The organism is Ignavibacteriales bacterium, assembly GCA_026390815.1.
Taxonomy (GTDB): domain Bacteria; phylum Bacteroidota; class Ignavibacteria; order Ignavibacteriales; family SURF-24; genus JAPLFH01.
In genome coordinates this window covers 37,761-51,149 of sequence record JAPLFH010000033.1, presented here as the reverse complement: position 1 = coordinate 51,149, position 13,389 = coordinate 37,761, and the positions used below count along the sequence as shown (strand labels likewise).

At 34.6% G+C, this 13,389-nt stretch carries 11 protein-coding genes and 1 pseudogene; 7 read left to right on the top strand and 5 right to left on the bottom strand.

Translation table 11 applies throughout. The annotated features are described in order from the left end of the window. Positions 1-331 precede the first annotated feature (331 nt). The 4 genes from NTX22_10130 to NTX22_10115 all read left to right on the top strand — a co-directional run bounded on the left by NTX22_10130 (position 332) and on the right by NTX22_10115 (position 5,658). Positions 332-2,248 (top strand): PAS domain-containing sensor histidine kinase, encoded by a 1,917-nt coding sequence (locus tag NTX22_10130; protein ID MCX6150871.1) that lies wholly within the window; start codon positions 332-334, stop codon positions 2,246-2,248. A gap of 7 nt (positions 2,249-2,255) precedes the next feature. Beyond that, positions 2,256-3,638 carry a sigma-54 dependent transcriptional regulator gene (locus NTX22_10125; protein MCX6150870.1) on the top strand — a complete coding sequence of 461 codons (1,383 nt, stop codon included), beginning with the start codon at positions 2,256-2,258 and terminating at the stop codon, positions 3,636-3,638. A gap of 90 nt (positions 3,639-3,728) precedes the next feature. Continuing rightward, positions 3,729-4,070, top strand: coding sequence for an STAS domain-containing protein (locus tag NTX22_10120; GenBank protein ID MCX6150869.1), 342 nt, complete (start codon positions 3,729-3,731; stop codon positions 4,068-4,070). A 40-nt stretch (positions 4,071-4,110) separates the two neighbouring features. Then, on the top strand, positions 4,111-5,658 hold the full coding sequence (locus NTX22_10115) for a SpoIIE family protein phosphatase (protein MCX6150868.1): 1,548 nt from the start codon (positions 4,111-4,113) through the stop codon (positions 5,656-5,658). A gap of 57 nt (positions 5,659-5,715) precedes the next feature. Here the strand turns inward: NTX22_10115 and NTX22_10110 are convergent, their stop codons facing one another. Genes NTX22_10110 through NTX22_10100 form a run of 3 tightly spaced genes read right to left on the bottom strand, consistent with a single transcriptional unit; the run spans position 5,716 to position 8,857 of the window. Beyond that, positions 5,716-6,345: a porin family protein gene (locus tag NTX22_10110; GenBank protein ID MCX6150867.1), complete on the bottom strand. Its 630-nt coding sequence runs from the start codon at positions 6,343-6,345 to the stop codon at positions 5,716-5,718. A 14-nt stretch (positions 6,346-6,359) separates the two neighbouring features. After that, complete coding sequence (locus NTX22_10105) at positions 6,360-7,394, bottom strand: DUF4922 domain-containing protein (protein MCX6150866.1); 1,035 nt, start codon at positions 7,392-7,394, stop codon at positions 6,360-6,362. Continuing rightward, positions 7,391-8,857 (bottom strand): glycosyltransferase family 2 protein, encoded by a 1,467-nt coding sequence (locus NTX22_10100; protein ID MCX6150865.1) that lies wholly within the window; start codon positions 8,855-8,857, stop codon positions 7,391-7,393. Before NTX22_10100 ends, NTX22_10105 begins: the two co-directional genes overlap by 4 nt. A gap of 446 nt (positions 8,858-9,303) precedes the next feature. On the opposite strand from NTX22_10100, the pseudogene NTX22_10095 reads away from it, so the two are divergent. Beyond that, a pseudogene (locus NTX22_10095) lies at positions 9,304-9,621 on the top strand (septal ring lytic transglycosylase RlpA family protein). Between the two features lie 62 nt (positions 9,622-9,683). Here NTX22_10095 and NTX22_10090 read toward each other — a convergent pair. After that, positions 9,684-10,523: a hypothetical protein gene (locus tag NTX22_10090; protein ID MCX6150864.1), complete on the bottom strand. Its 840-nt coding sequence runs from the start codon at positions 10,521-10,523 to the stop codon at positions 9,684-9,686. An 18-nt stretch (positions 10,524-10,541) separates the two neighbouring features. Then, the gene (locus NTX22_10085) at positions 10,542-12,128 is read right to left on the bottom strand and encodes a M28 family peptidase (GenBank protein MCX6150863.1); all 1,587 of its coding nucleotides are present in this window, start codon (positions 12,126-12,128) and stop codon (positions 10,542-10,544) included. 198 nt (positions 12,129-12,326) lie between these two features. On the opposite strand from NTX22_10085, the gene NTX22_10080 reads away from it, so the two are divergent. Together NTX22_10080 and NTX22_10075 are read left to right on the top strand one after the other, a co-directional pair. Continuing rightward, entirely contained in the window at positions 12,327-12,668 is a 342-nt protein-coding gene (locus tag NTX22_10080; protein ID MCX6150862.1) for a hypothetical protein, read from the top strand. A gap of 110 nt (positions 12,669-12,778) precedes the next feature. Further along, a complete protein-coding gene (locus NTX22_10075; GenBank protein ID MCX6150861.1) occupies positions 12,779-13,330 on the top strand; it encodes a methyltransferase domain-containing protein in 552 nt (183 codons plus the stop codon). Positions 13,331-13,389 lie beyond the last annotated feature (59 nt).

The window sequence follows — 13,389 nt, the reverse complement described above, 5'->3', positions numbered from 1 at the left end:
ATTCAAAGTCAATCAACGCCTAAACTCAACCGCCTTTCCCACATTCGATTTTACTAGCATCAAATTGTATTTTTAATCTTACCCATTCAGTGTTTGGAATTTGAAAGCTTACAATTAACTTTTGATTGTTCTAAACATAATTGACATTAATGAATCCTATTATAAAGAACCCGAATTTAGATTTTCTTTAGATGTGTGGCTCAATTAAAAAGATAAAAATCCGGCAGAATTATTTTGTCAGTCATTTCTTACAATTTTTTTTATTAGATTAGTGAGCAAATTCTTACAGTATTAGTAGCTTGGTACAATAAAACAAGTACAGATTATCCTGATGAAAAATTACGACATAGATTTCGGAACAATATTTAATGAAATAGGGATTGGTCTCCTGATAAACGATATAGACGGAAATATTCTTGCAATAAATGCCCGTGGAAAAGAATTATTAAAATTAGTTTTTACACAGGCAAGCCTAAACCAACAAACTTCAGAAATTTCCAATGTTAAACTTCTTTTAAATGCAAAAAAATGCTTTTATGCTCCCGATATAGTAAAGAACGGTAACCCTGTTTATAACAGAAGGATTAGATGCTTAACCGAAAAAGATGAATCTGTTTTGTTCAACGTTAATTCATTTCCACTGGTTAATACTGATGGTGAAGTTACAGAAATATTCAATACATTCGAGAATACAATAGATGAATCATTTCTGGAGAATTCTCTTAAGGATACAACCAAGAACATCGAAGCCGTTCTATATTCTACACCACCGGATGGCAGCAAATTCATTTTTATTACAGAAGCCGTTGTAAAAATGCTGGGATTTACACCGCAAGATCTACTCCATAATCCCAGGTTGATTGTAAGACAAATTAACCGGAATGATTTAGTAAAATTTAAGGGCTTTGTAAGAGAACTAAGGAAAGGAAATTCTGCCACCGTTGAGTACCAGATAAAAGACAAATGGGGAAAACAACATTTTATAAGAAACTCGGGATTTCCAGTACACCAGGATGGAACTGTTATAAAAATTGATGGAGTTCTAAGCGACATAACTAAAGAAACAACAGCCAAACTTGAACTTGAAAAATCGGAGCAAAGATTTCGGCTCTTAATTGAAACAGCAAATGATCTTATTTTTAATCTTGATAGTTATGGATACTTTATAACAGTAAATTCTTATTGTGCTCTTGCGTTAGGCTATTCACCGGAAGAAATGATTAGCAAACATTTTCTTGAATTTGTTAACGAAAATAATAAAGCAGATATTGCAATCGCTTTCCAGCAAATCTTAAAATCAGATAAAAGAATTTCCTTTGAAGCAACTTTAGTAGACAAATTGAATAAAGACATTGTTTTTGAAATTCAGGGTAGACCAATAAAGTTAGCAGATGAAATTATCGGAATGCTTGGTATCGGAAGAGATATTACTGAACGACGCAAAGTTGAGGAAAAACTTCAACAACTAAACGCAAAACTAATAGAAGCAAATAGATTAATATCTGTTGAACGAGACAGAGCCAAACAACAGGTTTCTGTACTTGAAGAAGTTAATAAATTAAAGAGTGAGTTTATATCCAACATTTCTCACGAACTTAGAACTCCGCTATCCTCCATTGTTGGGTTTTCAGAAACGATAAGCGCCGATCCCGATCTTCCCAAAGAAATGGTAATGGAATTCAACGATATCATTCTTAGTGAAGGGAAGCGATTAGCACGGCTAATAAACGACTTCCTGGATTTTGCAAAAATAGAAGCCGGTAAAATGGACTTGCTTAAAACTAAATTTAATGCAACAGAACTGTTAACAGAGATAGTAACCAAAGCAAAAGCGGCGGCAGATGAAAAAGGTATTATATTCACAACGGATATACCAGATAAAGATATTTATTTGTTCGGAGATAAAGAACGGATTGGACAGGTTTATTATCATTTAATTTCAAATGCCCTTAAATTTACAGACCGCGATGGCAGAGTATCTGTGATTGGGCAAGAATTTAATAAAGAATTTGAAATAATTATTACCGATACTGGAATTGGAATTTTAGAAAAAGATCTGGAACGCATATTCCAGAAGTTTTTTAAAGTTGAAAATCCCGGCACCTTAAGCACCGGCACCGGAATTGGCTTGGGATTGGTAAAACAAATAATCGATCTTCACAAAGGATTAATTACAGTACTAAGTGAAGTTACTAAAGGAACAACTTTTATTGTTAAACTTCCTAAAATGGTAGAAACAAAATTATGAGGGTCAATTGGAAAAATTAGTATTCATAGTTGATGATGAAAAATCCATCGCCAGGTTATTATCGCACTGGGTAAGAGACAAATGGAAATATCAAATTGAGGTTTTTGAAAATGGCGAAGGGATGTTAAAAAAATTATCCCTCAATCCAGATCTTGTACTGCTCGATATTATGCTGCCGGATATCGATGGAATTGAAATTCTTAAAAAATTAAAACGCCAAGATGAACATTTACCCGTGATAATGCTTTCTGCCCAGGGAAGCATTGAAGTTGCTGTAGAAGCACTCCGTTTAGGTGCTTTCGATTATTTTCCCAAACCGATAGACGTCCAGCGGCTGGAACCGGCAATTAAAAATTCAATTAAGAACTATGATCTTCAAAGGGAATTGAAACTGCTTAAAGAAAATGTTAAGAAGGAGTACGGTTTTGATAACCTGGTTTCTGCTGATAAAAAAATGCAGGATGTATTTAAGATGGTTTCTAAAGTGCTGAATAATGATATTACCGTGCTAATCCATGGTGAAAGCGGAACCGGAAAAGAACTGATTGCCCGCGCAATTCATTATAATGGAATTAGAAAAGAGAAACCATTTGTTGTGGTTAACTGTGCCTCCATTCCACGCGAACTTTTAGAAAGCGAATTATTTGGACACGAGAAAGGCTCCTTTACCGGTGCATACCAAAGGAAGATAGGTAAATTTGAAGTGGCAAAGGAAGGAACTATCTTTCTTGATGAAGTTGGTGAATTACATATGGCTCTTCAGGCAAAATTACTACGCGTAATTCAAAATAAGGAATTTGAAAGAGTTGGTGGAACTGAGGTAATTAAAACTGATGTAAGAATTATTTCGGCAACCAACAAAGATCTTAAAGTTGCTGTTGATACAAAAGAATTTAGAGAAGATTTATATTACAGATTGAATTCCTTTCCCATTTATATCCCAAATTTAAGAGAAAGAAAAGGTGACATTCTTGTTCTGGCAGATCATTTTATAAGTCAGGCAAATAAAAAATTAAACCGGAATATTATTGGATTTACTAAGAAAGCATTAAAATATATTTACGATTATAATTGGCCCGGCAACGTAAGGGAATTGGAAAATACAATTGAACGCTGTATTATTCTGAGTGAATATGACTCCATAGATGTTGATGTAATACCAAATTATATCCGCTCTGCTGATGGATCGCTTTCACCAGAAATATCCGGTACATTGTTTAGCGATGATACAATTATTCCTTTTGAAAGACTTAAACAGGAAGCGCTTAAGCATGCCATTAAAGTTACCGGCGGAAATATACTGGAATCGGCAAAGAGATTACATATTGGGCGGGCTACATTTTACAGATTAATGGTTAGGTATAAAATTGAAAATGAAACAAAGGAATGATTAGCTTTTATAATATGTTCGTTTAAATGTTCAATGATGAATATTAATAAATCATCAATCAAACTGGTTATAAAATTTACGGAGTAATAAATGGATTTTATCAAAGAAAAATATGGTTCCGTTAACGTGCAGGTTGTTAACCTTGATAGAGCAACGTTAAAAGAAGCGGAAGATTTTAAAAAAATTCTGGTTAAAGATATCGAAGAAGGTTCAAGACATTTGATCGTGGATCTAACTCAATGTGAATTCATCGACTCAACTTTTCTTGGTGCTTTGGTAGTTTCACTTAAAAAAGTAACCGCACTTGGCGGCGATTTGAAGTTGGTTGGTTTTCAACCTGCCGTTCACTCCATGTTCGAACTTACTCGAATGTTCCGTGTGTTTGAAACATTTCCAACTAAAGATGATGCAATAAAAAGTTATATCGGCTAAATCAATTTAAAAGCATGATTTATAAATTTTATATACTGTGATGGGAACAAACATAAGAAAACTATTAGTTATTCACTCTAATGATTATGTTATTAATCGGCTTAAACAATATTTAAGTACGGAAGAATATCAACTTGAAATTAAGAGCATCTATAAAGAAGCTTTCGATTTAAAATCTGCGGACTCATTCGATTTGGCAATTACAGATTATCACTTTGGTTACGATGAATTTGCTGAAGTAAGGAAAGAGAAATATCAGCATTTACCTTTTCTTTTCATTCTACAGGAAAATGAAAAAATAAATGAAGCCACTTTAATAACCGGTGGCGCAGAAGAATTCCTAGATTTCCCCATCGATGAGAATGAATTAATTTTCAAAGTTAAATCATTACTAAAAAGAAGCGACATCTATAAAGCTTTCATAGAAAAAACAGAAGGTGGAAAAAGTTTTACACAGGAGGCAAACAAAGTTCTGTTAGTTGATGATGACATGAAACTATCAAGACTTTTTGAATATAATTTGACCAAAGCTGGATTTAATGTAAAAGTTGCCAACAGCGGTAAAGAAGCGCTTGGTGCTGTTAAATCGTTTCTGCCAGATATTATTGTATGCGATATTATGATGCCCGAAATGGATGGTTACCAGTTTCGCAGAATTTTACTTGATGATGCCTCTATGAGAGAAATACCATTTGTTTTTCTAACCGCCAAAGGTGAAGAAAGCGATATACTTGAAGGTTTCGATCTTGAGATAGAAGATTATATTATTAAAACTTCCGGTCCGCGTGTTGTTATAGCAAAAGTTTCTGCCATTCTAAAAAGCCTGGATAAAGAAAGAAAGAAAATGGTTTCGGAAATCCATCTTGCGGCTGATTCTTTCCGCGCTAAAGTAGTTCCAGATGATTTCCCTGAGTTTGAAGGTTTTAAAATAAAACATTGGCATGAGCCGTTTAAAGGAATTCCAGGCGGAGATTTTATTGATTACTTTCAATTAGATCCAGACAACCTGGTTATTGTACTTGGCGATGTAATGGGTAAAAAATGGGGCGCCTGGTATTTTGCTTTTGCTTATGCCGGTTATGTACGGAGCGCAATCCGTGTTGTTCTGCAATCTGCCAATGAATTTACTCCAAGTGTATTATTGCAAAAAATAAATGATTCAGTTTACCAGGATGCAAAAGTTTCTGAAGTGTTTGCAACACTTTCCATTGTTGTTTTAAACAGGAAAAATAAAACCGCTAAATATGCAGGAGCGGGGGATCTTCCGCTTGTTTATAAAAATTCTCTGGCAAATAAAGTTGAACAAATTCAATCGCGGGGAATGCTGCTTGGATTTTCTGCAAACGGCGATTATGAAGATATCAGCATTAATTTTAACGAAGGTGATCATTTAATTCTTAATACGGATGGAATAACTGAATCACGTAATCAGTTAAAAGAACCTTTTGGTGCTGAAAGATTTGAATTGCTTGTGGCTGGCTTAAAACCAGAAGAAAACCTGCTTGAAAAAATAAAAGAAGGAATTACCACATTTACCAGCGGAAATTTTGAAGATGATATCAGCTTGATTGTAGTTAAAGTTGATTGAAAAAAAATGGGGAATCGCTTCCACTGTTCAGCAATTCCCTAAAATAATTTCTTTCCATTATAACATTATACCAACCAAAAAATCAATTGATTGGTTTTTAACTTTCAGATTCGCAGTGGAATATGCATCCGTTAAATCAACATTGTAGCGGATTTCTGCAAGCAGCATTTTAATTATTTCTGTTCCAATCCCAAATGTTAATCCAAAATTTCCTTTCTTGAAATCTTTGTAAACTTCATCGTAATTTTTATCAATATTTTTGTTTATCTCAATATCTACTCTTGGTCCGGCAAGTAAATAAGGAGAAAAAAGAATGAGGTTATATCTTACTTTGCCGAGTAAGAGGATCGATAAATAATCAATTCTGTTATTTACAGTCGTTGTTCCTATTCCTTCTGGATGTTCGGTGGTTCTTACAGTAGATGTATATTTCATCCCCTTCTGTGTGTAATCAACCTCTGCAATAATGCTTGCTACCGGCAGATCAAGAAACTCGATGAAAGCCCCAACGTTTAATCCAAAACGGTTATCTGTTTTCAAATCAATTGAAAGATTTGAGGCATAATTAAAATCCTGCTTTGCAAGATTGCCGCCAATTTTAAAACCATAGCTTCTTACCAATTGTGCGTTCAAAGAAGAAGAAACAATAATTAAAAGCAGGAAGACAAACGCAATGTTCTTTTTCATTTTTGGTTTCCTTATTATTTTACACTTTCACTTGTAGTGGAAGTAATTTCAGCCTTCAAGCTTTTTTTAATGAATTCAAAAAATTCTGTAGTAACAGTTACCTGACGGAAGATATCAATTACCTGGTCTTTGGTTATCTTTTTAAAATCTTTTTCAAGCGGAGTTATTAGGGTGCCTCCCAAATCTACCCCAGCGGGACTAAGAAGTATATTCTCATCACCTTCTGCAAAGTAATAAGAAGGACGATGTTTGGCGCGCGGGAATATAATGACTTTCCATTTTTCACTTTCGTAAGTAGAAAGAATGTTCATCATCGGTTCTTCACCCGGAGCAGAAATCTTTTCGTAAATATTGTAAAATGTTTCAAAGGCTTTTACAAGGATTTCTTTGCTGCTCGATTCCAGAGAGATAAACCGGCGTAAATATTTATCAACTGCGTAAACTGCAAGATTTTCTTCTTCAATAATCTTGTTACCAAGTTTACTTTTTATTGATTCATATTCTTTGTCGATCGGCATAAAAAATTTATTACCTGCCTGAAAATGTAAATGATCCGGAGCAGAAGCACCGCATTTGGGTCCGTTATAGAAAACGGTGTAATACTTACCAAGTTCTTTACTAAAACTTAAAAGCTCAGCAAAGGAATCATCAATTGCCTGTGGCAGATGTTCTATATTTGGTAATGTAAAATGCTCGTTAAAGATTGGATAAGGATTACAAAGAATAAGGTAATTATTCCTGTAAAGTATTCCACGTTGTTCTGGTGGTAAATTATTAAAACAAAGGAAACACTTCCTTTCCTTAATGGATTTTTCATCAACCTTTGCTGATGATGAAATGATCCGCCCCGGGTTAAACTGTACTTTAATAATAAATCCGTCAAACTCAAATGATCGTACTTCCACACTATCTAAACTTTTATAACCGTTGGCACAAAGCTGCCAGTTCTCTTTCTGATGTGCAAGAAGAGCTTTGGTTTTACTGCCAAGGTCATCACCTGTTAACCAGGGTTTTAAATCAGAATCTGGAATTAAAACTTTGTCTATCATAGCGCATTTTTTCTTTGTCGTGCAAGAACTTCAAGGCTGCGGATTCTATCTTTATAAAGATTGTATCCATTCATTTTAACAATATCAAGCGATGCATCAGAATTTTCTTCCCATCTGCGGCAAAGATAAACTGGTTCGTAAATTCTGCCAATCTGGTAGTTACGGGAAATGGCTAAACCGAGGGCGTAGTCTTCTCCATAGCTTACATTTGGAATTTTAATCTCGCGAAGGATTGGTGTATAAAAAGCTCGTGGTGCACCTAAACCATTAATTCTTAGTGCGTTATTTCTGCCGTTATCCGGTGTCCATTCTTTGTGATCTATAATTCCCGGTGGTATTTCTTCTAATTTGAAGTTGGTCATCTGGTAGGTACCAACCACCATTGCGCATTTATCTTCTTTGAACTTATCAACTACTTTCTGGATCGTTGTCTCGTCTTTGTAAACGTCATCGCTATCTAATTGGATGGCAATCTTTCCGCACTTTGGATGATGAGCGGCTTCATTCCAGCATCCACCAATCCCAAGGTCCTTTCTTTCAGGAATTACATGAACCACTCTCTTATCCTTTTCAGCAAAGGATTTTAAGATTTCAGTTGTCCCATCGGTGGAATAATTATCTACCACAATCAGGTTAAAATTAAATGTTGTCTTTTGCATAAGTACGGAGTTAACTGCATCGGCAACTGTTTTAATCCTGTTCTTTACAGGAATAATTACAGAAGCTTCCAGTTCAAACTTTTCTTCATCAAGATTAACTTTTTCAAATTTTGGTTCTAAGTAAGCGCCTATTCTTTTAAGATGATAAGTGCAGGCAATTTCCATTTCCACCTGAACTGCGCGGTTCCGGGGATCGACATAGTCAAATATCTTTTCACCCGACTTGCGTGTGTCGCTTTCGCTGGTAGTGTAAAGATATTCGGGGATTCTGATAACCGGATTGTTTTGGGAGATTTTTAGGCGAAGGTCGTACAGTCCGGCAAATTTATAATCTTTCTTTTCCTGTTCGGCTAAAGCTTCTTTCAATGCGTGGGTATTCATAAAGTACACATATCCAAAGTTGAAGTCATCTCTCAAGCTGCCAATCTGGTAATCTATTGCTGGATGAGGTATTCGTGTATCATCTTTGTTATCATAATAATCAGAATATAACAATCCCGAGCCGGTTCCTTCGGCTACTTTAGCAAAGCGTTCAATACCAAATTGCCCAAACTCGATAATGTTATCCTGGGTTACCATCAATGTAAAGGTTGAATTTGAATTATCCTTTATTAGATTAATAGTGTCACTTCCAACAAGGTTTTCAACATTTAGTTTCTTGCATCCTTCAATAGAATTCTCTGAACCTCCAACGGTTAAAAGGAATATCTCCTGAACTAATTTGCATTTTCTAAGATCGTTTACTGTTTTTTTCGAATGCTCATACCCAGCATAAGGAATAAAAGCTGTAATTGTACTTCTCATTAAATTCTCCTGATGAATTTTTATTGAGACAAAATTAAAAAATATTATCCATTAATACATCGGGAATTCATGCAATATCAATTTCTTTCATACCGATTTAGAATTTACTCCATATTATCCGGATGATAAGCCAAATAATTCGAATAATCGGGGATGGTCTCTGCTGGGGCAATCCAAGATATTGAGATTGAATTTTTGGTGCGGCTCGGGTTAAATTGAATGTAGAAATTTCTAAACAACTAGTGAGGTCTTTATTGATATCTTTAACAAAAGGAGCCATAATTTTTGTTATGTTACTTTTGGTAGGATTCACACTAATTAGTGAAGAATTCAATTCGGGAAGTACGCAGTTACAGGAAAATGTTAGCAGCCTAGAACCGAAAGCTGATAATGATTCTACCCAACAAATAGAAAAGGAATCCATCATCAAATTTTTGGATAAGGGCAAAATGATAGCTTCCTGGTATGGTCCAAAATTCCACGGTAGAAAGACAGCCAATGGCGAATTTTATGATCAAATGGCTTTTACAGCCGCACATAAATCCTTACCCTTTGGAACACTTCTCAAATTAACAAACTTAAGAAATCACAAATCGGTTATTGTAAGAGTTAATGATAGAGGTCCATACAGTTATAGGCGCCAACTCGATCTATCCAAAGGTGCTGCCGTTGCATTAGGGATGGTTAGAAAAGGTGTAATTGCATTAAAAGTTGATGAAGTTACCCTGGCTGATATAACCAGACCATTACTTGCTTTGAACTAACAGTCAAAATAAAGTTGATACAAAGAACCCCGCTCTAATGCGGGGTTCTTTAATTAATAGAATCACTTATTTATTATCGTATATGTATTTCTTGTTATTTGACTTATCGGAATAATCTGATTTTGTTCACCAGTTGCCGCCATAGTCATTTCATTATCTATTTGTGTACTAGAGTGGATCATCAATCCTTTTTCCGCATCAAAATATAGAAACCCAATTGTTTTACCATTTCCTTCAATAAACAAATCCATCCCCATAATTTTTGCGTTACCCTCAGCGGAAGTTTTTCCTTTGAACAATATTTTAAGGCAGGAATGTGATAAGGTATCAACCTTACCCACCATTGTGTAATCAATATTAGATTTATTCGCAATCTTTCCGCCCATCATATTTATTGTATCAACATCCTCAGAACTCCAGGTTTCTCCAATTTTCACTTCTTTTTCCGGCAGCACAATTAGCTTTGTAGTTTCCCCGCTTATCTGTCCCATCATTTCCGAAACTCCTGCTACGGAATCAACAATTTCTTTTTTAATTACTTTACCTGTTGCAAGAGCAACCAGCCTGGTTCGCTTACCAATAAAATTTTCTAAATTCATAGTCGTATCTTTCATTGGCATACCCATGTGGAATTTAGCTGAGTCGAGAGAAACTAAAAGTGATATGTTTTTCGGAGTTCTATTTTCTGTTTCCATTTTAAGATAGAGTTTACTATCCATGATGATTTTCATTTCCTGACCCATCATTGTTTCCGTAACAACTCCATCCGTTGTTATTTTATATTTATAGCTTTCTCCCTTCTGGAAGTTATACTGAAGTTTATATGAACCTTGGGCAAAAACCGCAACGTTAATGCATATGAAAGTAAAACAAACTATTGATTTTAAGAAAAGATTTTTCATAACACCTCTTTAATAATATTAAAATAATGAAATACGTTTTGGGATAACTTTATAGTACTGATTATCGTTAGCTATGTATAGTGCAGTAAGAAAAGCTAACTGTGCGACTCTTGCTTCCTTATTAAAATCTATCAAACTTACTTCGTCTGTTACTTTATGGTAATCCGGGTGCTCCCCCGTTGTGTAAAAAAGTGATGGGATTCTTTTCTTTAAGAAATTTGCCTGGTCACTTCTTCCTAAAAATTGTTCCTGGTTATATAAAAGTGTAAATCCAATCCGCTCGTTTTCTTTCTTATTTATTTCAGTTAAGTCTGGGCTTCTGGAAACTCCAACTATGTAAAGAGTATCTTCACCATTTCGTCCAACCATATCAAAGTTCAGCATTGCCACCGTTTTATTCAAAGGAAATAGTGGGTTGTTTACGTAAGCCTGGGAGCCAAGAAGACCTAATTCTTCTCCAAGAAATGCAATAAACAATAAGCTTCTTTTGGGTTTTTGTTGTAATGAACCGAAAGATTTTGCGATTGCCATTAATGCCGCTGTTCCGGATGCATTATCATCAGCTCCATTAAAAATATAATCCTCACCTGGATTATGCTTTTTCTTATAACCAACATGATCATAGTGGGCGCCAAGAATTACCACTTCGTTTTTAAGCTGTGGATCTGAACCTTCCACAAGTCCAACAACGTTATTAGATGGATATTCCTGTATTGAAGTGCTCGTCTTTATCGATGCAGAATAATCCTTTAACAAGAAAGAGTTCGGTGTTGTTTTTTCATCAATTTCTTTTTGAATTTGTTTAAGTTTTTCTACACTTCCGAAAAGCATTTTAACAACTTCTTCGCCAACCTGAACCACCGGAATTTTAGTTGATTCGTCATCAATTAAAGTAATTGGAAGTGCATCTTTGGGAATTATTTTGGAAAGAGATGGCCACGGAAATCCCCGGGGTGTTAAGGAGGAATGATTTAATGGATCAGTCGCAATCATTACTCCGATGGCACCATGCTCAATTGCGGTTTTTACTTTTTCAGAAACCTCAGAATAGCTCGTTAATTTTTTCCCGTCGAATACGGAACCTGAATCTTCTTCACCTGGTTCATGTCGCAGGATGAAAACTATCTTGCCTTTTGAATCAATGTCTTTGTAGTCATCATATTTGTATTCAGGTGCGGTTATTCCGTAACCAGCAAAAACAATTGAGGAATTAACCCCTTTATTGGCAGTCATTTCAAACGGAACAAAATCTTCTTTTATTGAAAATGAAATTTCTTTTCCACCCGTTGAAATCTTTAAATGATTTTCATCTCCCAGGTTGACTTTCCCAAGGTAAATTTTTTGAAAATAACTTCCGTTTACAGGCAATAATCCGCTTGCTTTAAACTCCTTTGCAATAAATGAAGCTGCCGTATCTAACCCGGGACTTGGTGTATTTCTTCCTTTAAGAGAATCTGAAGCAAGAAATGTTATGAAGCTTTGGATGTCTTCCGGTGTTATTTTTTCCAGTCCTTCCTTTTCTATCACGGTAAATGAACTACAACTTATAAATGAAAAAGAAAGTACCAGGAGCGGAACGATTAAATATATAAATTTGATCAACATAAATTTTTTCATATTAAACCAGCATAATCCTATGATTTTAATTATGAAAACTTAGGCAGAAAATATTGCAAATAAAATTGGAATTTTGCGTTCTACGAAATTTTCTTTGACTTTTTTTAACTGGAAAGTTATGTTGCTTTATAAATTAAACAAATTGTTTAGGAAGATATTTACAGATTAAAACTAAAAGGGGTTTGTATGTATGCACTCGATAGGCAACTTGTTGTTATCAAACCAAAGCAACCATTTTATAATTGGCTCAAAAACATCAATAAAAGAAAAATTTCTCTTGAAGATATCCGGGGTGATTGTACTGCATTTTTAATTCCGGTTAGTGATAATCTAAGTGATGCAGAAAAGTATATAAGAAGCAAGTTCACGGAAATTTTTGATATGGAATTAAGCGAGTGGAATATTGATGAAAAACTTTGGCCCAATGATAGAACTGTAGAAATGTTTAAAGAATGGTTTGATGTTTATTTTCATTCAACTATAATTGATACTGTTGAAAAAGAGATTTTGAAAGATGAGCTTTTCTAAAAGTAGATTGTTATTATAAAATGGAAAGAAGTTTGATTTTTCTCTGCTCATCATCACTTAAAATGATTTGTTTAAATTGCATTTAAATTTCTTGAAATATTTGAGGTTATATGAAACTGAATCTGGGATGCGGAAAGGATTTAAAAGCTGGGTATGTTAATATTGATATTGTGGATTATGGCGGGAATGTAATTCACGATTTGAATTCCTATCCTTTTCCTTTTGAAGAAAACACTTTTGATGAAATTTACGCTTCGCACGTTCTGGAGCACCTGGATAGTTTTCATAAAGTAGTTACTGAACTTTACCGTGTTTCTAAACCAAGAGCAATTATTATTGTTTATGCACCATTTTTTCTTAATACAAAATATTTTGGCGAACCGGATCATAAAATTCCCTTTTCAATAAGAACGTTTGATAATTATGAGTTTATCGGTAACCGAAAGTTAAAGTTTTATGAAAAATGGAAACTGAACCATCGTACAAACTATGAGGGAAAAGCCCAGTTTGAAATAATAGAAAAAAGATTTATTACATCGCACTTTAACCTGCTTAAATGGATGGATGTTTTATTGAACATTGAACCGGTAATGTACGAGCGATTTCTTGCAGGAATCTTTTCTCCTGAGGAAGTTTATTTTAAGTTAAAGGTTATTAAGTGATTTTTATTTCTACTTCGTTAATTTTACAAAAACTTCCCATTGTAATGAAGATTTAATTT

Coding starts and splice junctions, on each gene's coding strand:
- NTX22_10100 (MCX6150865.1), bottom strand. CDS start 8,857: ATGAGAAGTACAATTACAGCTTTTATTCCTTATGCTGGGTATGAGCAT.
- NTX22_10130 (MCX6150871.1), top strand. CDS start 332: ATGAAAAATTACGACATAGATTTCGGAACAATATTTAATGAAATAGGG.
- NTX22_10115 (MCX6150868.1), top strand. CDS start 4,111: ATGGGAACAAACATAAGAAAACTATTAGTTATTCACTCTAATGATTAT.
- NTX22_10110 (MCX6150867.1), bottom strand. CDS start 6,345: ATGAAAAAGAACATTGCGTTTGTCTTCCTGCTTTTAATTATTGTTTCT.
- NTX22_10085 (MCX6150863.1), bottom strand. CDS start 12,128: ATGTTGATCAAATTTATATATTTAATCGTTCCGCTCCTGGTACTTTCT.
- NTX22_10105 (MCX6150866.1), bottom strand. CDS start 7,394: ATGATAGACAAAGTTTTAATTCCAGATTCTGATTTAAAACCCTGGTTA.
- NTX22_10090 (MCX6150864.1), bottom strand. CDS start 10,523: ATGAAAAATCTTTTCTTAAAATCAATAGTTTGTTTTACTTTCATATGC.
- NTX22_10120 (MCX6150869.1), top strand. CDS start 3,729: ATGGATTTTATCAAAGAAAAATATGGTTCCGTTAACGTGCAGGTTGTT.
- NTX22_10075 (MCX6150861.1), top strand. CDS start 12,779: ATGAAACTGAATCTGGGATGCGGAAAGGATTTAAAAGCTGGGTATGTT.
- NTX22_10080 (MCX6150862.1), top strand. CDS start 12,327: ATGTATGCACTCGATAGGCAACTTGTTGTTATCAAACCAAAGCAACCA.